Source organism: Salipiger sp. PrR003 (genome assembly GCF_010500785.1).
GTDB classification, from domain to species: Bacteria; Pseudomonadota; Alphaproteobacteria; order Rhodobacterales; family Rhodobacteraceae; genus Salipiger; species Salipiger pacificus_A.
On the sequence record NZ_JAAGOV010000029.1, the window covers coordinates 56309 to 76832 of the forward strand.

20 protein-coding genes are annotated in these 20524 nt (G+C 67.4%); 7 read left to right on the forward strand and 13 right to left on the reverse strand.

Translation table 11 applies throughout. The annotated features are described in order from the left end of the window. Positions 1-21: 21 nt before the first annotated feature. Positions 22-1179 (reverse strand): efflux RND transporter periplasmic adaptor subunit, encoded by a 1158-nt coding sequence (locus tag G0D83_RS06230; protein WP_108968008.1) that lies wholly within the window; start codon positions 1177-1179, stop codon positions 22-24. A gap of 139 nt (positions 1180-1318) precedes the next feature. Between G0D83_RS06230 and G0D83_RS06235 the strand changes: the two genes are divergently transcribed. Next, positions 1319-1987 (forward strand): TetR/AcrR family transcriptional regulator, encoded by a 669-nt coding sequence (locus G0D83_RS06235; protein ID WP_164190626.1) that lies wholly within the window; start codon positions 1319-1321, stop codon positions 1985-1987. A gap of 6 nt (positions 1988-1993) precedes the next feature. Here the strand turns inward: G0D83_RS06235 and hutC are convergent, their stop codons facing one another. From hutC to hutI, 10 genes are all read right to left on the reverse strand, one after another. Next, positions 1994-2722: a histidine utilization repressor gene (gene hutC, locus G0D83_RS06240; protein ID WP_164190629.1), complete on the reverse strand. Its 729-nt coding sequence runs from the start codon at positions 2720-2722 to the stop codon at positions 1994-1996. Between the two features lie 11 nt (positions 2723-2733). After that, positions 2734-3525: an amino acid ABC transporter ATP-binding protein gene (locus G0D83_RS06245; RefSeq protein WP_164190631.1), complete on the reverse strand. Its 792-nt coding sequence runs from the start codon at positions 3523-3525 to the stop codon at positions 2734-2736. Next, on the reverse strand, positions 3522-4190 hold the full coding sequence (locus G0D83_RS06250; protein WP_164190633.1) for an amino acid ABC transporter permease: 669 nt from the start codon (positions 4188-4190) through the stop codon (positions 3522-3524). Before G0D83_RS06250 ends, G0D83_RS06245 begins: the two co-directional genes overlap by 4 nt. Beyond that, positions 4190-4834, reverse strand: coding sequence for an amino acid ABC transporter permease (locus tag G0D83_RS06255; protein WP_164190635.1), 645 nt, complete (start codon positions 4832-4834; stop codon positions 4190-4192). Before G0D83_RS06255 ends, G0D83_RS06250 begins: the two co-directional genes overlap by 1 nt. 124 nt (positions 4835-4958) lie before the next feature. Continuing rightward, on the reverse strand, positions 4959-5780 hold the full coding sequence (locus G0D83_RS06260) for a transporter substrate-binding domain-containing protein (RefSeq protein WP_108968022.1): 822 nt from the start codon (positions 5778-5780) through the stop codon (positions 4959-4961). 183 nt (positions 5781-5963) lie between these two features. Further along, positions 5964-7331, reverse strand: coding sequence for an FAD-linked oxidase C-terminal domain-containing protein (locus G0D83_RS06265; RefSeq protein WP_164190638.1), 1368 nt, complete (start codon positions 7329-7331; stop codon positions 5964-5966). Then, on the reverse strand, positions 7328-9019 hold the full coding sequence (gene hutU / locus G0D83_RS06270; protein ID WP_164190640.1) for a urocanate hydratase: 1692 nt from the start codon (positions 9017-9019) through the stop codon (positions 7328-7330). The genes G0D83_RS06265 and hutU overlap by 4 nt, the downstream gene beginning before the upstream one ends. Before the next feature lie 24 nt (positions 9020-9043). Continuing rightward, positions 9044-9844, reverse strand: a complete 801-nt coding sequence (gene hutG, locus G0D83_RS06275; RefSeq protein ID WP_164190642.1) for an N-formylglutamate deformylase — start codon at positions 9842-9844, stop codon at positions 9044-9046. Continuing rightward, on the reverse strand, positions 9841-11358 hold the full coding sequence (hutH, locus tag G0D83_RS06280; RefSeq protein ID WP_164190644.1) for a histidine ammonia-lyase: 1518 nt from the start codon (positions 11356-11358) through the stop codon (positions 9841-9843). The genes hutG and hutH overlap by 4 nt, the downstream gene beginning before the upstream one ends. Further along, the gene (gene hutI / locus G0D83_RS06285; RefSeq protein ID WP_164190646.1) at positions 11355-12560 is read right to left on the reverse strand and encodes an imidazolonepropionase; all 1206 of its coding nucleotides are present in this window, start codon (positions 12558-12560) and stop codon (positions 11355-11357) included. Before hutI ends, hutH begins: the two co-directional genes overlap by 4 nt. A gap of 249 nt (positions 12561-12809) precedes the next feature. Here hutI and G0D83_RS06290 point away from each other — a divergent pair, with 249 nt between their 5' ends. From G0D83_RS06290 to G0D83_RS06300, 3 genes are all read left to right on the forward strand, one after another. Beyond that, positions 12810-14162 (forward strand): LLM class flavin-dependent oxidoreductase, encoded by a 1353-nt coding sequence (locus G0D83_RS06290; protein WP_164190649.1) that lies wholly within the window; start codon positions 12810-12812, stop codon positions 14160-14162. A gap of 183 nt (positions 14163-14345) precedes the next feature. Next, a complete protein-coding gene (locus tag G0D83_RS06295; protein ID WP_108968036.1) occupies positions 14346-15383 on the forward strand; it encodes an AI-2E family transporter in 1038 nt (345 codons plus the stop codon). Positions 15384-15551: 168 nt separating this feature from the next. Beyond that, positions 15552-16385: a hypothetical protein gene (locus tag G0D83_RS06300; protein WP_164190651.1), complete on the forward strand. Its 834-nt coding sequence runs from the start codon at positions 15552-15554 to the stop codon at positions 16383-16385. 255 nt (positions 16386-16640) lie between these two features. On the opposite strand, the gene G0D83_RS06305 is transcribed toward G0D83_RS06300, so the two are convergent. Then, positions 16641-17624: a YihY/virulence factor BrkB family protein gene (locus G0D83_RS06305; protein WP_164190653.1), complete on the reverse strand. Its 984-nt coding sequence runs from the start codon at positions 17622-17624 to the stop codon at positions 16641-16643. 147 nt (positions 17625-17771) lie between these two features. Here G0D83_RS06305 and G0D83_RS06310 point away from each other — a divergent pair, with 147 nt between their 5' ends. Genes G0D83_RS06310 through G0D83_RS06320 form a run of 3 tightly spaced genes read left to right on the forward strand, consistent with a single transcriptional unit; the run spans position 17772 to position 19846 of the window. Next, on the forward strand, positions 17772-18749 hold the full coding sequence (locus tag G0D83_RS06310; protein WP_370457175.1) for a diacylglycerol kinase family protein: 978 nt from the start codon (positions 17772-17774) through the stop codon (positions 18747-18749). Next, positions 18746-19600, forward strand: a complete 855-nt coding sequence (locus tag G0D83_RS06315; protein WP_108968042.1) for a metallophosphoesterase — start codon at positions 18746-18748, stop codon at positions 19598-19600. Before G0D83_RS06310 ends, G0D83_RS06315 begins: the two co-directional genes overlap by 4 nt. A 27-nt stretch (positions 19601-19627) precedes the next feature. Then, a complete protein-coding gene (locus tag G0D83_RS06320; protein ID WP_164190657.1) occupies positions 19628-19846 on the forward strand; it encodes a hypothetical protein in 219 nt (72 codons plus the stop codon). Between the two features lie 23 nt (positions 19847-19869). On the opposite strand, the gene G0D83_RS06325 is transcribed toward G0D83_RS06320, so the two are convergent. Beyond that, positions 19870-20490, reverse strand: coding sequence for an exopolysaccharide biosynthesis protein (locus G0D83_RS06325; protein WP_108968045.1), 621 nt, complete (start codon positions 20488-20490; stop codon positions 19870-19872). Positions 20491-20524 lie beyond the last annotated feature (34 nt).

A 20524-nucleotide genomic window follows, 5' to 3' on the forward strand; every position in this document is an offset into this window, starting at 1 on the left:
GTCAGATTCCTTGCGTCGGGCTTACTCGGAGGCCGCGGCGGTTGCGTCGGCGGGCGCGGCCCGCTCTTCCGGTGCCACGGTCTGGCCCTCGGCGATCTTCTGAAGACCCGCAACGACCACGCGGTCCCCGGGCTGCAGCCCCTCGCTCACCACCCACTGGTTGCCCTGGTCGCTCTCGATGGTCAGCTGCCGGGTTTCGATCACGTTCTCGCCGTTCACCACCATCGACATGGGGCGGCCGCGGCGGTCGCGGGTCACGCCTTCCTGCGGCACAAGCACGGCGCCGTAGACCGAGCCTTGCGGCAGTTCGACCTGCACGTACATGCCGGGCAGCAGGAAATGGTCGGGGTTGGGGAACTCGAGGCGCAGCACGACAACGCCGGTCTGCTCGTTCACATGCGGCTCGGCGGCGGCAAGACGGCCGGTGTGCTCGTAGAGCTCGCCATCAGCGAGGCGCAGGCTCACCTCGGCCTCGCTCTCACGCGCGGCGGCCTGACCGCTGCGCCGCCAGCGCAGCATCTCGGCGGCGGATTGCGTCACGTCGACGTTCACCGTGTCGATCGAGCGGATGGTGGTCAGCGGGGTGGCCTGGCTGGCGGTGACCAGCGCCCCCTGCGTGGCGTCCGACAGCCCGACGACCCCCGACAGCGGGGCGCGGATGGTGGTGCGCTCGAGGTCGATGTCGGAGGACAGCACCTGTGCCTCGGCGACCTTCACCGCCGCTTCGGCGACGTCGCGCGCGGCCATGGCGTCATCCAGGGTCTGTTGGCTGGTCACCGAGCGGTCGCGCAGTTCCTGCTGCCGCTTCAACTCGCGCTCCGCCGAGGCCAGCGTGGCCTGCGCCTGCGCAAGACCGGCCTCCGCCGAAGCCTTCGCCGCCTCGTAGGTGGCCGGATCGATGCGGTAGAGCGGGTCGCCGCGGTTGACCGTGGTGCCCTCTTCGAAAAGCCGCTCGTTGATGATGCCGCTCACCTGCGGACGCACCTCGGCCACGCCGGAGGCCTGCACTCGGCCTGGCAGCTTGGTGGTCAGCGTCACATCGGAGGATTGCAGCGTCACCACGGTGACAGGTTGCGGGGGCCGCTGCCCCTGTTCCTGAGCGGAGACGGCAGGGGAAAACATCACGGCGGTTGCCAAGGCGAGAGGCCGCAGCAAGGCGGAGGCGGGTCGGATCGGCATGGGAGGGCTCCGGTAACATCAATAACGTACATCTTGCACGCAAGTCGTGAATCGCGATAAGGAAACTCATAGGTTTTGTAAAGCGCCCAGATGTACCAGCGTTGCGATTTCGATACTGCCCTGTGACCTAAGGACACCAATGACCGATTCTTCCGAGCCCGACGACACTCAGAGCGCCCCGCGCCGCCGTGGACGGCCGGTGCAGATGGACCAAAGAACCCGGGAAGAGATGGTGCTGGCCGCCGCCACGCAGATGATCGCGGAGCGCGGTCTGGAGGATGCCTCGGTCGCCGCCATCGCGCGGCAGGTGCAGATGTCCAAGCGCACGATCTACACGATGTTCGACAGCCGCGAGGCGTTGCTCGGGGCCTGTTTCGCCCGCATCGGCCAGCGCATCTTTCGCAGCCGCGACAGCCGGAACGACGGTGCGCCGCTGGAAGAGCGGCTGCGCCACCTGCTGACGCTGAACGAGGAGCCAAGCCTCAACGAAGCTCCGCTGGAGCTGCTGCGCGCGGTAATCACCTCGGCGCCGACCTACCCCAAGCTGGCCTGCAGCATTCTCGAGACCGGCGCGCTGTCGCTGCGCAACCATATCGCGCGGGAGCTCTCCGAGGCGGTCGAGACCGGCGAGCTCGCGTTGAAGCTCGAAGATTGCGACGCCGCGGCCGAGATGCTGATGGACATGGCCTTTGGCAACGGCATCCACAAGCTGCTGGACCCGCAGCGCTATTGCTCCTCGCCCGAGGTGCGCGCGACACGGCGCGACCGCGCCATCGCGCTCTTTCTCGACGGCACCCGCCCCCGCTGAGCCCGCTCAGGTCGCCGAGGGGGTAAAACGCGCGCTGAGCCGGTTGGCGGCGCCCGGGTAGGTCAGCCGGACCTCGGTCACCGTCTCGCCCTGCCGCCAGGTGCGGCGCTCCATCACCAGGCACGGCGTGCCCGCCGAAAGATCGAGCAGCTTTGCCACCCGCGCCGAGGCGCCGACGGCGGCGATGGTGTGCTCGGCCTCGCTCCAAGGGATGTGCCGAAGCAGCCAGACGCCCGGCGCCAGCTCGGCGAAGCTCTCGTCGCGCGCGGCGGGCGCCACCTCGAGGTTGATCACCCGGTCCTCGAGACAGAAGGGCGCCTCGTCGGCATAATGCAGGCAGGTGAGCGCGAGCACCTCGCTGCGCTCCTCGATGCCAAGCTCCCCGGCCTCAACGGGCGCCGCCCGGCGCAGCACCCGCTCGACGATCTCGTGGCGGTAGGCGCCGCCCCGGGCGGTGACCTCGTCCTTGATGTCCTTGATTTCCAGAACAGCGTTCTGGCTCTGCTGCGGCATCACGATCGAGCCCGTCTTGCGCCGCCTCAGCACCAGACCCGCGTTGGCGAGCTGGGTCATCACCTTGTTCACGGTCATCCGCGAGCAGCCGTATTCCGTCCGCAGCTCCTGCTCGGTCGGAATGCGGTGCCCGGGCGGCCAGGCCCCAGAGAGGATCTTGCCTTCCAGATCGCCGCGGATGCGCTCGTGCAGCGAGGATCTGGGGGCGCTCTCCTTGCTCATGCCGCCTCCTGTCAGACCAGCGTCGAGGCGCCGCGGTCGAGGTAGGTGTCGAGGAACTGCTCGAGGCGCGGATGGCGCGGCTTGGCAAAGACCTTCGAGGGGGCATCGGTGAACAGCAGCTTGCCATGGTCGAGGAAGCTGATCTGGTTGCCGACGGTGGCGGCAAAGCCGATCTCATGGGTGACCACGACCATCGTCATGCCCTCGGAGGCAAGGCCGCGCATCACGTTCAGCACCTCGCCAGTGAGTTCGGGGTCGAGCGCCGATGTCGGCTCGTCGAACAGCATGATCTTCGGCTCCAGCGCCAGCGAGCGGGCAATGGCGACGCGCTGCTGCTGGCCGCCGGAAAGCTGGCTCGGGTAATGCCCGGCCCGGTTCTCCAGCCCAACCTTGCGCAGCTGCACCATGGCCTTTTCCTCGGCCTCGGCCTTGCCCATCTTGCGCACCCGGCGCAGCGCGGCGGAGACATTGCCGAGCGCGGTCATATGCGGCCACAGGTTGAACTGCTGGAACACCATGCCGATCTGCGAGCGCACCTTGCGCAGCTCGGTCGCCGACTGGCGCTGGCGCTTGCCGGCACCGTCGTAGACGAAGCCGAGCGGGCTGCCCTCGATGAAGATCGAGCCGTCGGTGGCTTCCTCGAGGAAGGCCATGCAGCGCAGCAGCGTCGACTTGCCCGAGCCCGAGGGCCCGATCAGGCAGGACACCTGCCCGCGCGGGATTTCCAGCGAGATGTCGTCGAGCACGGTGGTCGTGCCGAAGCGTTTCACCAGTTGCTGAACGGAGATCGCGTTGTCGCTCATGCCTTGGCCAGCCTGTATCTTGAGAGTTTCTTTTCAGCGAAGCGCCCCAGCACGCCCGCCAGTTCGACCAGCACCCAGTAGACGAGCGCGATCAGCACCATGGCCTCGACGAAGGCATATTCCTGCGAGCCGATGGCGCTGGCGGTCATCGTCATCTCGGGAACCGTGATGAGCGAGAGCAGCGCCGTCTCCTTCAACAGGATGATCGCCATGTTGACCGAGGGCGGGATCACCAGCAACGCCATCTCGGGCAGCAGGATGTTGCGGATGATCTGGATGCGGGTGAAGCCGAGGCATTCGGCCGCCTCGACGTGGCCCGGCGGCACCGACTGGTAGCCGGCCCGGAAAATCTCGGCGAAATAGGCGGCCCCGTAGATGCTCAGCGCCAGGAGGCCCGCGGGCAGCGCATCGAGCGACAGGCCGATGTAGGGGCCGCCGAAGTAGAGCAGGAAGAGCTGCACCAGGAAGGGCGTGCCGCGGATGATCTCGATCGGCACGGTCAGCGCCTTGTCGACCAGCGTGCCGCCGTAGCGCCGCGCTGTGGCGACGACAAAGCCGAGCACCGCCCCGGCGAGGGTACCGACAACCCAGACGAAGATCGTCATGGCGATGCCCGAGAGCAGCGCGTCCTGCTTGGACAGGATGACGTTGAAATCAAAGCCCATCACTTGCTCCCCACGCCCGGCAGGCGGCGTTCAAGCTGGCGGCCCGCCGTGGCTACCACGAGGTTGATCACCAGGTAGATGAGCCCGGCGCTGGCGTAGATCTCCAGCGGCATGAAGGTCGAGGCGACGAGGTTCTGCGCCATGCGCGTCAGCTCGATCAGCCCGACGACCGACACCAGCGAGGACGCCTTGAGGATCAGGATCGCCTCGTTGATCAGCGCCGGAAGGGTCAGCCGCAGGGCGATCGGCACGCGGATGTGCCAGAAGGTCTGCACCGGGCTGAAGCCCGCCATGTCGGCGCTTTCCACAAGGCCCGTTGGCACCCCCTCGAAGCCGCCGCGCAGGTTCTCGGCCTGGTAGGCGGCCGTGCAGATCGACAGGCCGATGATCGCCACGACCAGCGAGGGGATCTGCACGCCGATCACCGGCAGCAGGTTGTAGAGCAGCAAGAGCTGCACCAGCAGCGGCGTGCCGCGGAAGAAGGAAATGAAGAATTTCGAGAACCACTGCAGCGGGCGGATGCCCGAGAGGTTCGCCGCCGACAGCAGGATCGCCAGAACAAGGCCGATCAGGATCGAGACCGTGCTGACGAAGATCGTCATCAGCGAGGCCTCGAGCAGCAGGTTGAAGAGTTTCCAGCTCATATTCCGGGAAGGGCCTCGGGCTTGGCGTCTGTTGCGGGGAGAAAAATGCCGGCGGCGGTCGCGTGACCCTCCGCCGGCCAGGCCGAAAGGGCCGGCCCGGGTGAACGGACCGGCAGGGATGGTCTTAGATGTTGGGCTCGGTCACCGCGTCGGGCGTGTCGAAGGTCTGGCCGAACCACTTTTGCTGGAACTCGCCGAGGCGGCCGTCTTCCTTCATCTTCAGGATGGCGGCATCGATGGCATCCATCAGCGAGGCGTGGTCGTCGTCCTTCAGGCCCGGGAAGCCGAAGTAGGTCTTGGTGCCGAAGGGCGCGACCACCTCGAAGATCTCGGGGCGCTGCTGCGCCACGAAGGCGATGTTCGGCAGCGAGTTGGCGACACCGGCGATGCGGCCCGCCGCGAGGTCGGCGTAGGCCTCGTTGAACGACACGTAGTCCTTCGTTTCGGGCGCCGGGTCGAGCGTCGCGCCGAACTCTTCGAGTTGGGCAAGCTGCGCGGTGGCGTGGCCCGACCCGATGGTCTTGCCGGCGATGTCCTCGGGCTTGGTGATCGAATCGTCCTTGGCCGACTTCAGCAGGGCAACGGTGGCCTCGGCGATCGGCGGCGTGAAGCGATAGCGCTCCATGCGGGCCTTGGTGATGGTGGCGGGGCCGGCGACCATGTCGAACTGGCCCGCTTCGAGGCCCGGCAGGACGCCGGCCCAGTCGAGGGTGATCCACTCGATCTCGACACCCAGCTCTTCACCGATGGCGGCGAAGACATCCATGTTGAGACCCACGTGATCGCCTGCGTCGATGTAGTCGAAGGGGGCAAAGGCGGTCTCGGTGCCGACCTTCATGACGCCGGCTTCCTTGATGCGTGCCAGCGCGTCCTGCGCCTGGGCCGCGGCGGCCCCGCCCATCAGAAGCGCGGCGCCCGCGAGCGCGGAGATGACTTTGTTGCGCATATCCAGTAGTCTCCCTGTTGTCGGTCCCTGCCATCCCTCGGGCCGGGTTCCGATTTTGACTAGACAAAAGGGACCACGCCTGTCCCGTATGTCAATCCCTGCCTTTGGCCCTTTGCATGCGGGTTTGTGACAGGCAAGGGCATTCGCCCAAAAAACAGGCGCATACCCAAAGGTCAGCCGAGGTCACAGATCGAAGATCTTGCCCGGGTTCATCAGATTCGCCGGATCCACCGCGCGCTTGAGCAGTTTCATCAACTCCAGTGCCGCGCCGTGCTCGGCCTCCATGTAGCTCTTCTTGCCCAGACCCACGCCATGCTCGCCGGTGGCGGTGCCGCCCATGGCGATGGCGCGTTCGACCAGCCGGGCATGTGCGGCCTGCACCCGCGCCTTCTCCTCGGCGTCGCCCTCGTCGAAGAGCATCACGAGGTGGAAGTTGCCGTCCCCCACGTGGCCGTGCATCGGCGCGATGATCCGCTCTGCATCGAGGTCCGCAGCAGTCTCGGCAAGGATGCGGGGCAATTCCGAGACCGGGACGCAGACATCGGTCGAGAGCGACTTGCAGCCGGGCCGCAGCCCCCGCGCGGCATAGAGCGCCGAATGGCGCAGCGCCCAGACCTTGCTGTAGTCCTCGGGCGTGTTCACCGGGTGCAGCTCTGCACCATTCTCCGACGCCAACGCGTCGAAGGTGTCACGGTCGGTGTCGACCTGTTGCTCGGAGCCTGCGAGATCGACAAGCAGCGTCGGCTGCTCGGGCAGCTCGGTCTTGTTGTAGGCGTTGATCGCCCGGACCTGCAGCGCGTCCATCAGCTCGATGCGGTTCAGGCAGAGCCCGAACTGCAGCGCCTCGACCACGGTCTGCGTCGCCGCCTCGATGCTGGGGAAGCTGTAGAGCCCGGCCTTCGCCGCCTCGGGAATACCTGAAAGACGCAGCGTGAGCTCGGTGATGATCCCCAGCGTGCCCTCGGCGCCGATAAAGAGATGCGTGAGGTCATAGCCCGACGAGGATTTCCGCGCCCGCCCGCCGGTCCGGATGATCTGCCCGTCCGGCAGCACCACGGTCAGCCCCATCACCAGATCCGCCATGGTGCCATGGCGCACGGTCATCGTGCCGGAGGCCCGGGTCGAGGCCATGCCGCCCAGCGTCGCATGCGCGCCGATGTCGATGGGAAGGAAGAGGCCGGTCGCCCGCAGCTCCTCGTTCAGCGCCTGCCGGGTGAGCCCGGCCTGCACGGTGCAATCCATGTCCTCGGGGCTGACGCGCAGCAGCTTGTTCATCTGGGACAGGTCGATGCAGAGCCCGCCCTGCGTGGCGTTCACCTGCCCCTCGATGCAGCTGCCCGCGCCAAAGGGCACGATCGGGCAGCCATGGCCGGCGCAGAGCCTGACGGCCCGCGCCACCTCCTCGGTGCTCTGCGCCATGAAGACCGCGTCGGGCAGGGCCGCCGGATGCCAGCTGTCCCCTGCCCCATGCTGGGCGCGGACCGCCTCGCCGCGCTCGATCCGGCCCGGAAAGGCAGCTTCAAGGGCGGCGAAAGCGGTCTGATGTGTCACCCCAGGATCCCCGGCAGGTTGAGTTGATGCTCGCGGGCGCAGTCGAGGGCGATCTCGTAGCCCGCATCCGCGTGCCGCATAACGCCTGTCGCCGGGTCATTCCAGAGGACGCGGGCGAGACGCTTGTCCGCCGCCTCGGTGCCGTCGCAGCAGATCACCATGCCGGAGTGCTGCGAGAAGCCCATGCCGACGCCGCCGCCGTGGTGCAGCGACACCCAGGTCGCGCCCGAAGCGGTGTTGAGCAGCGCGTTCAGCAGCGGCCAGTCCGAGACCGCATCCGAGCCGTCCTTCATGGCTTCCGTCTCGCGGTTCGGCGAGGCCACCGACCCGGAGTCGAGGTGGTCCCGACCGATGACGATCGGTGCTTTCAGCTCGCCGTTGCGCACCATTTCGTTGAACGCGAGGCCCAGCTTGTGGCGCAGGCCAAGGCCGACCCAGCAGATCCGCGCCGGAAGGCCCTGGAAGGCGATACGCTCGCGCGCCATGTCGAGCCAGTTGTGCAGATGCGGATCGTCGATCAGCTCCTTCACCTTCTGGTCGGTCTTGTAGATGTCCTCGGGGTCGCCCGAAAGCGCCGCCCAGCGGAACGGGCCGACGCCGCGGCAGAACAGCGGGCGGATGTAGGCGGGCACGAAACCGGGGAAGGCGAAGGCGTCTTCGAGCCCCTCCTCCAGCGCCATCTGGCGGATGTTGTTGCCGTAATCCAGCGTCGGCACCCCGGCGTTCCAGAAATCGACCATCGCCGCGACATGCTCACGCATCGACGCCTTGGCGGCCTTGGTGACAGCCTTGGGGTCGCTCTCCTGCTTCTCGCGCCATTCGGCGACGCTCCAGCCCTTGGGCAGGTAGCCGTGCACCGGGTCATGCGCCGAAGTCTGGTCGGTCACGATGTCGGGGCGGCCGTTGGGCAGAGGCTCGCCCGCCTGCATGCGGCGCACCAGCTCGGGGAAGACATCGGCGGCATTGGCGATCAGCGCCACCGACTTGGCCTCGCCCGCCTTGGTCCAGCGCTCGATCATCGCCAGCGCTTCATCCAGCGAGTGGGTCTTCTCGTCGCAGTAGCGCGTGCGGATGCGGAAGTCGGCGCGGGTCTCGTCGCATTCCACGGCGAGGCAACAGGCCCCGGCCATGACCGCCGCCAGCGGCTGCGCGCCGCCCATGCCGCCAAGACCGCCGGTGAGGATCCACTTGCCCTTGAGGTTGCCCTCGTAGTGCTGGCGTCCCGCCTCGACGAAGGTCTCGTAGGTGCCCTGCACGATGCCCTGCGCACCGATGTAAATCCACGAGCCCGCGGTCATCTGGCCGTACATCGCCAGACCCTTCTTATCGAGTTCGTTGAAGTGGTCCCAGTTCGCCCAATGCGGCACGAGGTTCGAGTTGGCGATCAGCACCCTCGGTGCGTCGGGATGGGTGCGAAACACGCCGACCGGTTTGCCCGACTGCACCAGCAGCGTCTCGTCCTCTTCGAGGTTCTTCAGCGATGAAACGATGCGGTCGAAATCCTCCCATGTGCGGGCGGCGCGACCGATGCCGCCGTAGACCACCAGCTCGTGCGGGTTCTCGGCGACGTCCGGATGCAAGTTGTTCATCAGCATCCGCATCGGCGCTTCGGTGAGCCAGCTTTTCGCGGTGATCTCGGTGCCGGTCGCGGGGAAGACGTCGCGCTGGTTGTGACGGGGGTTGGTCATCGGGGGACTCCTCGGTGGGCAGGGTTACTTGGCAAGCGCGGGCGCGAGCGCCTCGATCCGCTGCAGCAGCTCGGCAAGGTGGACCCGCAGCTTGGCGGCCTTGCTCTCGTCATAGGCATAGGGGGCCACCTCGGCTTCGAGGTGGGTGTCCTGCGCCAGTTCCATCTGGATGGCGTGAAGGCCTTCCACGGGGCGGCCATAGTGGCGCGTCGTCCAGCCGCCCTTGAAGCGGCCGTTCAGCGTGGAGGTGTAGCCCTCGGCGGCGCCGCAGACCTCGGCCACGGCGGCCTCGATCGCCGGATCGCAAGTCGTGCCCTTGCCGGTGCCGATGTTGAAGTCGGGCAGCTTGCCGTCGAAGAGGAAGGGGATGTGCGAGCGGATCGAGTGGCAATCGTAGAGGATCGCCACCCCATGTTTCGCCCGCACCCGCTCTAGCTCGGCCATCAGCGCGGCGTGGTAGGGCGCGTGGAAGGCGTCGCGGCGGGCGGCGATCTCGGCCTCGTCCGGCTCCTCGGTCCAGATCGGCGTGCCATCGAAATCGGTGAGCGGCACCAGCCCGGTGGTGTTCTGCCCCGGGTAGAGGCTCGCGCCATCCGGCGGACGGTTGGCGTCGATCACATAGCGGTGGAAGGTGGCGCGCACCGTGGTGGCGCCCGGCAGCAGCCCCTCGTAGAGCCTGTGGATGTGCCAGTCGGTATCGCTCAGCTCCTGCCCGCGCGGGGTGAGCTTGCGGAAGATCTCGTCCGGCAGGTAGGTGCCGGTGTGCGGCAGGCCAAGGACGACGGGGCCATCGCCCCGGGTGACGGTGACGGGCTCGTTTCTCACAGCGCTTCCTCCAGTCCTGCGGCGGCCAGCAGCTCCCCCGAACGCACCAGCGCGGCACCCTTTTCGAGGTCGGGCGCGAGGTAGCGGTCATTCTCTAGCGGCGCGACATGCTCGCGGATCTTGCCCACCACCCGCGCGAGGCGCTGCGAGGTCTTCAGCGGCGCGCGGAAATCCACACCCTGCGCGGCGCAGAGCGCCTCGACCCCGAGGATCACCGACAGGTTGCGGTTCATCAGACCAAGGCGGCGCGCGCCGTGGGCGGCCATCGACACATGGTCCTCTTGGTTGGCCGAGGTGGGCGTGCTGTCGGTCGAGCAGGGGTTGGCGAGGTGCTTGTTCTCGGACATCAGCGCGGCGGTGGTCACCTCGGCGATCATGTAGCCCGAATTCAGGCCTGGCGCGGGCGTCAGGAAGGGCGGCAGGTCGTGGTTCATCGCCGGATCGACCATCAGCGCGACGCGGCGCTGCGCGATGGCGCCGATCTCCGACAGCGCCAGCGCGATCTGGTCGGCGGCAAAGGCCACCGGCTCGGCGTGGAAGTTGCCGCCCGACACGATCTGCCCCGGCCCCAGCACCAGCGGGTTGTCGGTCACCGCGTTGGCCTCGATCTCGAGCGTGGTCGCGGCGTAGCGCAGAAGGTCGATGGCCGCGCCCGCCACCTGCGGCTGGCAGCGGATGCAATAGGGGTCCTGCACGCGGGTGTCGCCAATCCGGTGGCTCTCGCGGATCTCCGAGCCTTCCATCAGGTCGCGGATGCCCGCCGCGACCTCGATCTGGCCGCGATGGCCGCGCAGCGTGTGGATCTCGGCGCGGGTGGGCGCGGTGGAGCCCATGATCGCGTCGGTGGTGAGGCTGGCGGTGACGATCGAGGTCTGCGCATTGCGCCAGCCCTCGAACAGCCCAACCAGCGCCAGCGCGGTCGAGAACTGCGTGCCGTTAATGAGCGCGAGACCTTCCTTCGGCCCCAGCACCACCGGTTCCAGCCCGGCCTTGGCCAGCGCCTCGGCGCCGTGCAGAACCTCGCCGCCAAATTCCGCCTGCCCTGCCCCCAGCAGCACGGCGGTCATATGGGCCAGTGGCGCGAGATCACCCGAGGCACCGACGGAGCCTTGGCACGGCACCACCGGGGTAACCCCCTTCTCGAGCATCGCTTCCAGCAGATCGACGGTCTGCACCTGCACGCCAGAAGCGCCACGGCCGAGGCTGAGCAGCTTCAACGCCATCATCAGGCGCGTGGTGGCGCGGGGCAGCGGCTCGCCGACGCCGCAGCAATGCGACAGGATCAGGTTGCGCTGCAGCGTCGCCGTGTCCTCGGGCGCGATCTTGATCGAGGCGAGCTTGCCGAAGCCGGTGTTGACGCCGTAGATCGCCTCGGACCCGGCGGCGGCATCGGCGACAACCTTGGCCGAGGCGGCGATGCCCGGGCGCGCCGCGTCATCGAGACGGGCCGGCGCATCGCTTCGCCAGAGCTGTTCGAGCTGCGCCAGCGTGGCGGCGCCGGGGGTGAGGATCATGCTTGGCCTCCGAAAATGCGGGCGTGGAGCGGGTTGAACCCGATGCGATAGGACAGCTCTGCCGGGCTGCCCGTGTTCCAGATGTTGAGATCGGCGCGCTGGCCCGCGACGATCCGGCCCCGGTCACTGAAGCCCAGCGCCTTGGCGGCGTTCACCGTCACCCCGCGCAGTGCCTCTTCCGGCGTCATGCGAAAGAGCGTGCAGCCCATGTTCATGGCCAGCAAGAGCGAGGTCAGCGGCGAGGTGCCGGGGTTGGCGTCGGTCGAGAGCGCCATGGGCACATTGTACTTGCGGAAGGAAGCGACGGGCGGCGCCTGCGTCTCGTGGATCGCGTAGAAGGCACCGGGCAGCAGCACGGCAATCATCCCGGCCGCAGCCATCGCCTCGGCATCGGCCTCGGTGGCATATTCCACGTGATCGGCCGAGAGCGCGCCATACTTGGCGGCAAGCTGGATGCCGCCCTGATGCGAGAGCTGCTCGGCGTGCAGCTTGACCGGCAGCCCGAGCCTTTGCGCCTCGGCAAAGACCGGCTCCAACTCGGCGGCGGAAAAGGCGATGCCTTCGCAGAAGCCGTCGACCGCATCCACCAGCCCTTCGGCATGGGCGGCACGCAGGGTCGGCAGGCAGACCTTTTCGATGTACTCGGCCTTGGTCCCCGTCCACTCCGGCGGCAGCGCATGGGCCCCGAGGAAGGTGGTCACCACGTTGACCGGGCGCAGCTCGGCAAGCTTGCGGGCGACGCGCAGCAGGCGCAGTTCGGTGTCACGGTCGAGCCCGTAGCCAGACTTGATCTCGACGGTCGTCACCCCCTCGGCGAGCAGCGCATCGAGCCGCGGCAGCGATTGCGCGATCAGCACGCCCTCGTCCGCCGCGCGGGTGTGCTTTACGGTCGAGGCGATGCCGCCGCCGGCGCGGGCAATCTCTTCGTAGCTGGCCCCCTCGAGGCGCATCTCGAATTCGCGGGCGCGCGAGCCGCCGTAGACGAGGTGGGTGTGGCAGTCGGTCAGCGCGGGCGTCACCAGACGGCCCTCGAGCTCGGTAACCGCCCAGTCGGCAAAGGTGTCGGCCAGGTCGGCCATGGGACCGACCCAGACGATGGTGTCGCCGTCGATCGCCACGGAACCGCCCTCGAGCAGCCCGTAGCCCTTGTCCCCCTCCAGCGTCACTAGGGTTCCGCCGCGCAGCACCTGTTGCTTTGTCATATCGATTCTCCCGGTCGTTGGGTCTTTATGTCTATACAATTGAAGTTCTGTCAATCGAGGCGTCGGGAAAACCATCCTGCGGGCGCCGCAGTGCCCACCCAACAGGCGTTAGAGAAGTCGGGCGGGTCGGTATTGACGTCACCGCGTTCACTTTAGAAAAACTAAACCAATGCGCAGCCCCGGCCCGCTTGTCCAACGCCCCGCCAAGAGACATCCTCGCTGCATCTTTCGCCCGCCAGAGGACTCCCCATGTCGCGCCCCGACCAGCTCAAACTCGGTACCTTCGTCTATACATTCGGCTTCCACCCGGCGGCCTGGCTGCATCCGGGAAGCGATGTGCATGGCGCCAATGACCTCACGCACCTCAAGAAGGTCGCGCAGATCTCCGAGGCGGCCAAGCTCGACTTCATGTTCTTCGCCGACAGCCCGGCGGCGGCCATCGGCGATCCCGCCGCCCTCGCCCGGCAGCCCACCAAGATGAACCGTTTCGAGCCGATCACCGCGATCACCGCGCTGTCGCAGCACACCGAGAAGCTCGGCTTCGTCGCCACCGCCTCGACTTCCTACTACGAGCCCTACAACATCGCGCGGCTCTTCGCCTCGGCCGACCACATGTCGGGCGGACGGATGTGCTGGAACGTGGTGACCTCGGACCACGACGAGACCGGCTACAACTACAACCGCGAGGGGCTGCCGCCGCATGCCGAGCGCTACGAGCGCTGCGAGGAATTCGTCGACGTCGTTTTCGGTCTCTGGGACAGCTACGAGCCGGATGCGCTGCTGCTCGACCGCGACAGCGGCATCTACCACGACCAGCACAAGCTCCACGAGCTGAACCACAACGGCAAGCACTTCCAGGTGCGCGGCCCGCTGAACATCGCGCGCACCCCGCAGGGCCGCCCGGTGATCGCTCAGGCCGGCGGCTCCGAGCCCGGCATGGAGCTCGCCGCCCGCACCGCCGAGATGGTTTTCTCGCTGGCCTCGAACATCGAGAAGAACCGCGCCTTCTATGCCAATGTCAAAGGTCGCATGGCCAAATACGGGCGGCACGAGGACGACCTGAAGATCATGCCCGGCATCGTCATCAACGTCGGCGAGACCGAGGCAGAGGCCGAGGCCAAGGCGCAGCAGCTGGTAGATCTCATGCACCCAGACGTCGGCCTGCTGATGCTGCAGGAGTTCCTCGAGGCGGACCTGCGTGGCGTCGATCTCGACAGACCCTTCCCGATGGAGCGGATGCCGCAGAAGGCCAAGGGCTCGAAGGCGCTCTTCGACGAGCTGAAGGAATTCGTCACCCAGGGCCACACCATGCGCGAGCTGATCACCCATTACGCCCGCCGCCACACCGGCAACGGGCTGACCGGCACGCCCGTGCAGATCGCCGACTTCATGCAGGAATGGTTCGAGACCCGCGCCGCCGACGGCTTCATCCTGATGTTCCCGACGCTGCCCAGCTCTCTCGAGGATTTCACCCGCCTCGTGGTTCCAGAGCTTCGCCGTCGCGGGCTGTTCCGCGAGGAGTATGAGGCCGGCACCCTGCGCGGAAACCTCGGCATCTCGGAGCCCGGCAACCGCTACACGCTGTCCCGCGCAGCGGAATAGAACGTCGGCCGGGCGCGCCGAGGCCCTGCCACGGTTCCCGGGATATCCGAACCTGGAAGAAAGGGGGGCGGGGCGCTCCGCCCGCCTGTCACAAAATCGGGGCGGCGCGGCGCGCGGGGCCGGGAACGAATTCCGCATTTCGAAGTTGAGGGCCATGATCCCTCATTTGAGACTGCCCAGTTCATGAACCGCACCCCCACCGCCGACCCCGTGCTGCGCGTCAGCGTCGCGATCCTTGCGGGGCTGGCCCTGCTGGTCTGCCTCAAGCTCGCCCAGGACATCTTCGCCCCGCTGATGCTCGCGGTGATCGTCGGCATCATCTTCTCGCCCCTTGCCGACCGGCTGGAGCGGATCAAGATGCCGCGCGGGCTCGCGGCGATCTTCCTGATCGTGCTGATCTTTTTTCTTTTTGCCTCGCTTGCTTTCCTCGCCGAGCCCTATGTCACCGCCGCCATCAACCGCATCCCCACGGTGAAATACGAGATCCGCAAATTCCTCTTCGAGTACCGCGACCTGATCCGCGGTATCGACGAAGTCGAACAGGCGCTTGGCGCGGCGCAGAAGAAGGCCGAGGAAGGGTCAGCCATGCCCAGCGTCACCGATGCGCTCTATCTCGCGCCGGTCATCGTGGCACAGGCGCTGGTCTTCTTCGGCGGGTTGTTTTTCTTCCTTCTGACCCGCTGGGGCATCTACAACTGGATGGCCCACCGCATCGGCGACAACACCACCACCGCGTCTATTCTCGAGCGCTTCTGCGCCGCCGAACGCTCTGTCGCGCGCTATTTCGCCACCATCTCGCTGATCAATATCGGTCTTGGCTTCGCGGTGACCGGCGGGCTGATGGCGATCGGCATGCCTGCCGCGCCGATCTGGGGCATCGCCGCGGCGCTGCTGAACTACGTGCTCTACGTCGGGCCGGCCGCCATGGTGGCGGGGCTGCTGCTCAACGGGCTGGTGGCCTTCGACGGGCTGATGAGCTTTGCCCCGGCCGCGATCTACCTGTTTTTCAACATGTGCGAAGCACAGTTCGTCACCCCCGGACTGGTGGGCAAGCACATCCAGATCAACCCCTTCTTGATCTTCGTCTCGCTGGTTTTCTGGCTCTGGCTCTGGGGGCCGCTCGGCGGCATCGTCGCCATTCCGACCACGGTGATCGTGCTGCACCTCTTCGACATCATCGGCGAGGGGCGCAAGGCTCCGCCCGCCCGCCGCGCCGCCTGAGGCGCGGCGCCCCCGCCGCGGGACCGCGCCCGTCCCCGCGCGTGACACAAGAAACTCTTTGCGAAAACGCCCGGATAGAGGATCATTGTCCGGGCAGGATAGCTCTCGGAGTCCCGGCACTTGCGACTCGAAGGACCCTGCGCGGTTTTCAGGAGGCGCGTATTTCCGGTGTCCATCGCATCCCATTCGATCCCCTTCGGGCTGATCCTCCTCATCTTCCTGCTCGCATTGCCCGCCTGCGCCTTTGCCGGGTTCCGCTTCGGTAGCCACGAGCTCCGGCGGAATCCGTCGAGCTATGCCGAGGGCAAGATGCCGGGCGAGGCTTCTCTCGGCGCGCTGCTGGCGTTGCTGGGGCTGCTGCTCGGCTTCACCTTCAGCGCCGTGCTGAACTGGCGCGAGGCCAGCGTTTCGGCGGTGGTCGAGGAGGCGGCAGCACTCGGCACCGCCTTTCTGCGCGCCGATCTGCTGCCCGAGGCCGAGGGTCGGCCGCTGCAGCAGGCGCTGCTGGGCTACGCGCGCACCCGCGTCGTGCCGCAAGGCTACCGTCCCACCCGCGAGAACATCGATGCCTTCGTGGCGCGCAGTACCGAGGCGCAGGCGGCGCTCTGGCCCGCCACCATGGCGGCGCTGACGCCCGAGGTTCCCGCCCCTGTCGCCACCTATGTGGCCGGCGGCATCACCGAGGTGCTCGACGCGCACAGCCGCCGCGTCGCCGCCGCCTCGAAGTCGATCACATCGGGCATCTGGATGCTGCTGACCTTCGCCGCCGGCTCCGGGGTTTTCATCATCGGCAACCGCGCGGCACTGCAGGGCCGCCGACTGAGCTGGCGGACGCTGGTCTTCTCGCTGGTGCTGACCGCGGTGCTGGTGACCATCGAGGATCTCAGCCGCGCCTCGGACGGGTTCACCGTGGTGCCCCAGACCCCGCTGATCGCCGCCGTGGCCGACATGGAGAGCGCCCTCGGCGCCGCGGCCCTGGCGAGCGCCGCACCCAGCCCCTAAAGCCCGGCGTCAGCCCGGCAACAGCACCACGCTTTCATGCTCGTTGGCTCGGTCCGCGCCATCAGCGCCACCGCGCCGCAGATTGCGCCACCGCCGAAAAAGAAAAGGCTCCACCTCGGGGAAAAGGTGGAGCCTTGCAACGATCCGGGCCACTGAGGGAAGTCGGGACAGGGTGCAACCCGGGATCAGGGACAGGACAAATGGTGCGTCCTTGAGCTTCAAACACCGGGGCGGGACATTGGTTCCCGCAATTCGTCACATTTTTTCAGAACCTTCCGTGGCCTGCTCCGATGCTGCCTTCGCCGCGTCCTTTCCCGCGCTGCGGCGCCCCAGGAGCACCTGCGCCAGCTCGATGTTGAGCTGCGCGCCGAGCAGCGTCACCAGCGCGCTGACGTAGAACCACAGCAACAGCGCCACCACCGCCCCGAGCGAGCCGTAGACCTCGTTCAGCCGGTCGAAGTTGCGCACGTAACTGGCCAGGGCAAAGGAGCCGATGGCCCAGGCGATCACCGCAAGCGCCGCACCCGGCGTCAGCCAGGGCATCCGCGCGCGGCGCCGGTTCGGCCCGAAGCGATAGACCAACGCGACGGCCAAGTAGACGACGCACAGCAGCACGATCCATTTCGTCCCCTCGACCGCGATCTCGACCCCCGCCGGCAGGTGCAGGAAGGCCATGCCCGCAGGAACCACGACCACCGCCGCGAAGGCCAAGAGCGCCACCAGCACAAGCACGGCGGTCATTCCGTAGGCCACCAGCACGCGGCGCACCGGGTTGGTGCGATGCGGCGCCTCGGTCACCGTGTTTAGCCCGCGGATCAGCGCCGCCACCGAGGCCCGCGCCGTCCAGATCGCCACCACGATCGAGGCGATGGAGGCCCATTGCAGCGTCGAGCGGTTGGTCGAGATCAGCTGGGTGATCTGCGCGTCGATGAGCTGGAAGGCGGTTTCGGGAATGACCTCGGTGAGCAGCTCCATCTGCTCGGCGATGGCGATGGGATCGGCCCAGTAGCCCCAGATGGCAATCACCGCCGCCATCGCCGGGAAGATCGACAGGAAGGCGTAAAAGGCCACGCCCGCCGCGATCAGCCCGAGATTGCGCTCGTCCATCCGCAGCCAGGTCCGCCACAGGGCATGCAGCCAGCCGCGCAGCCCGACGTGACGCAGGTGCACGCGCTCCTTGCGCGCGGCATAAGCCGCAGATTGCGGCGCGGGGTCAGGCGGGGAGGAGGCGTTCTGCATCTGCGCAACCTGCGCATAAGCCAACGCGGCGTCAATCCGCTGGTTGCCCGAAGGAGGGCAAATTTGCGACGCCGATGCGGGCCTCACCAGCGGAACCGCCCGCACTTGCGCGCGTTGATCCGGTGAACCCCAATGGAGAGCGCCCCCGTGACCGACAATCGCAAGATCTGTGTCATCCTCAATGAGCACTCCGGGGATCACCCCGACAAGCAGAGCCGCCGCGAGAAGCTGACGGAGCTTTTCGAGCAGAACGGGCTCGAGGTCGAGCTGATCGGCCTCACCCCCGACAAGCCGATCCTCGACACCGCGCGCAAAGCTGCGGGCAACGGCTGCGCGATGATCGTCGCCGCGGGCGGCGACGGCACGATCGGCGCGGTGGCCGCCGCCGCGCATGAGGCAGGCGTGCCGATGGGGGTGATCCCGCAGGGCACCTTCAACTATTTCGCCCGTGGCCTCGATATCCCCGAAGAGCCCGAGGGGGCGGTGCGCGTGCTCGCAACCGGCCGCCTGCGAGAGATCAGCCTCGGCGAGGTCAACGGCGAGGTGTTCCTCAACAATGCCAGCCTCGGGATCTACCCGCTGATCCTGCGCACCCGAGAGGGCGTCTACCAGCGCTGGGGCCGCTCGCGCATCGCTGCCTACTGGTCGGTGGTCCTGGCGCTCGCCGGGTTCCGCCACCCCCTGCGCCTTCGGGTGGAGGTGGACGGCCACAGTTCCGAGATGCGCACCCCCCTCGCCTTCGTCGCCAACAGCGCCTACCAGCTCGAGCAGTTCAATCTCGACGGGGCCGATGCGATCCGCAACGGCGAGTTCGTCCTCTTCACCTCCAAGGGGGCCAGCCGCTGGGATCTGGTGCGCGCCTCCTTCCGCCTCGCCATCGGCAAGGCGCAGAAGGGCGAGGAATTCGGCTTCGTCACCGGGCGCGAGATCACCCTGCATGCAGACAGGCCCAAAGCGCTGGTGGCCCGCGACGGCGAGAAGGAGCTGATGCAGACCCCGATCCGCTTCCGCCGCCGGTCCGAGCCGCTGCGCGTGATGGTCCCGGCGGAGAACGTCCCGGCGCGCGAAGAACCGGAGCTCGAAAGACCCGCGGACGCCACCCTCGGAAAGGCACTGCCGGCATGACCCGGATTATCCACCTGTCAGATCTGCACTTCGGCCGCACCGCGCCCGAGCTTCTCGACCCGCTGCTGCGGTCGGTGAACGGCGCCAAGCCCGATCTCGTGGCCGTCACCGGCGATTTCACCCAGCGCGCCCGCCGCAGCCAGTACCGCGACGCCCGCGCCTTCCTGCGCAAGCTGCAGGCGCCCTGGATGGCGGTGCCGGGCAACCACGACGTGTCTCTCGACAACCTTTGGCTGCGCTTCGTACGCCCCTACCGCCGCTACCGCCGCTTCATCACCGAAGAGATGATGCCGGTGAAGCACCTGCCGGGGTTGACCGTGGTCGGCTTCAACACCGTCGACCGCTTTCGCTGGCAGCGCGGCAAGATCCGTTGGCTGCAGATGCGTCATGCCTGCCGGGTCTTCGCAGAGAGCGAGGGGCTCAACGTGGTGCTCGCCCACCACCCCTTCGAACAGGACCCGGATGTCGAGAAATCGCTGATGCGCGATGCCGACCAGGCCATCGAGCGGCTGTCGGAATGCGGCGCCCATCTCGTGCTCTCGGGGCACCTGCACCGCTGGCGGACAGAGCCCTTCCTGTCGCGCAAGCACGGCGCGCAGGTGCTGCAAGTGCACGTGGGCACCGGGCTCTCGACCCGGCTGCGGGGACAGGAGAACGATTTCGCCATCCTCGATCTCGAAAGCCACAGCGCCAACATTTGCCGGATGATCGCCCGCGAGAACCATTTCGTCGAGGCCGAGCGGCGGCACTACACCTTTGGCGAGTCAGGCTGGGAACGCACGCCGGAATGGCCGCCGCGCACACCCCAGCAGGCGGAACCCGCCGCCGCGCGGGGCGTTGGCTCCAAGTGAGAGACATCAGTCCGCAAGGAGGCCGAGATGACAGCCGACAGCCGCGACGAGCGCGCGCATGACGTCGCCCATCCTCACGACACCCGCGCGGGCCCCGGCGACGCCGGGGCCACGGACCGCCCGGTCCAGCTTCCCGAGACGCCCGAAACCCGCCGCACGGGGCGTCGGGCCGTGCTTCTTTTCGTGGGGCTGGTCGTCGCCGCGATTGTGATCATCGCCATTTTCAACGGCGCAGTGACCGGCTGAGCCAAGGTCGCCTCAGATCACCCTCAGATCACACCGGTGATCATCAATGGCACCACCACCGCCGCCGCCAGCGTCACGCAGCCGATTGTGGCAAAGAGCCCGTCACGCACAAGAAGCGCCGTCGCAAAGCAAAGCACCGTCAGCCCGAGGATCGACGAGGAAAACGGCACCAGCTCGAGAAAGGGCATGGCAAGCCCGCAGAGCAGACACACCGCCTGAAGCAGCTTGCGCATCGGCCCGGCGGTCATCAGTCGCAACCGGCTGCGCGCGTGTCGGTCGAGCCAGTCGCCCAATCCCCGCAGCTTGCCCAGCCCATCGCGCGCCTTCGAGCCGTCGAAATTGCGTTTCATGAGGAAGTCCGGCAGCCAAAGGTGGCGGCGTGAGATCAGCATCTGCGCCGAGATGAACGCGATGAGCAACCCGCAGAAGGTCGAGAACAACGGGATCCCAGACAGCGGCGAGACGACAAGCAGCGCTGGCACCATCAGCGCGGGGATGAACGAGCTTTCGCCGAAGCTCTCCACCATGTCGCGCAGCGACACGCGCGGTCCCTGCGCGGCATCCTGCAGGCGGTCGACGATCTCGCCAACCGGACGATCGGTGGAGGACCCGGCGTCGGTCTCGGGCGCGGCGGCGCTGCTCATGCGGGGAGCTCCTTTGAGGCTGGCGAACTTTGGG

Bases quoted from the DNA above. Each gene is read 5' to 3' on its own strand.
- G0D83_RS06230 (WP_108968008.1), bottom strand. From the start codon at position 1,179: ATGCCGATCCGACCCGCCTCCGCCTTGCTGCGGCCTCTCGCCTTGGCA.
- G0D83_RS06235 (WP_164190626.1), top strand. From the start codon at position 1,319: ATGACCGATTCTTCCGAGCCCGACGACACTCAGAGCGCCCCGCGCCGC.
- hutC (WP_164190629.1), bottom strand. From the start codon at position 2,722: ATGAGCAAGGAGAGCGCCCCCAGATCCTCGCTGCACGAGCGCATCCGC.
- G0D83_RS06245 (WP_164190631.1), bottom strand. From the start codon at position 3,525: ATGAGCGACAACGCGATCTCCGTTCAGCAACTGGTGAAACGCTTCGGC.
- G0D83_RS06250 (WP_164190633.1), bottom strand. From the start codon at position 4,190: ATGGGCTTTGATTTCAACGTCATCCTGTCCAAGCAGGACGCGCTGCTC.
- G0D83_RS06255 (WP_164190635.1), bottom strand. From the start codon at position 4,834: ATGAGCTGGAAACTCTTCAACCTGCTGCTCGAGGCCTCGCTGATGACG.
- G0D83_RS06260 (WP_108968022.1), bottom strand. From the start codon at position 5,780: ATGCGCAACAAAGTCATCTCCGCGCTCGCGGGCGCCGCGCTTCTGATG.
- hutU (WP_164190640.1), bottom strand. From the start codon at position 9,019: ATGACCAACCCCCGTCACAACCAGCGCGACGTCTTCCCCGCGACCGGC.
- hutH (WP_164190644.1), bottom strand. From the start codon at position 11,358: ATGATCCTCACCCCCGGCGCCGCCACGCTGGCGCAGCTCGAACAGCTC.
- hutI (WP_164190646.1), bottom strand. From the start codon at position 12,560: ATGACAAAGCAACAGGTGCTGCGCGGCGGAACCCTAGTGACGCTGGAG.
- G0D83_RS06290 (WP_164190649.1), top strand. From the start codon at position 12,810: ATGTCGCGCCCCGACCAGCTCAAACTCGGTACCTTCGTCTATACATTC.
- G0D83_RS06295 (WP_108968036.1), top strand. From the start codon at position 14,346: ATGAACCGCACCCCCACCGCCGACCCCGTGCTGCGCGTCAGCGTCGCG.
- G0D83_RS06305 (WP_164190653.1), bottom strand. From the start codon at position 17,624: ATGCAGAACGCCTCCTCCCCGCCTGACCCCGCGCCGCAATCTGCGGCT.
- G0D83_RS06315 (WP_108968042.1), top strand. From the start codon at position 18,746: ATGACCCGGATTATCCACCTGTCAGATCTGCACTTCGGCCGCACCGCG.
- G0D83_RS06320 (WP_164190657.1), top strand. From the start codon at position 19,628: ATGACAGCCGACAGCCGCGACGAGCGCGCGCATGACGTCGCCCATCCT.
- G0D83_RS06325 (WP_108968045.1), bottom strand. From the start codon at position 20,490: ATGAGCAGCGCCGCCGCGCCCGAGACCGACGCCGGGTCCTCCACCGAT.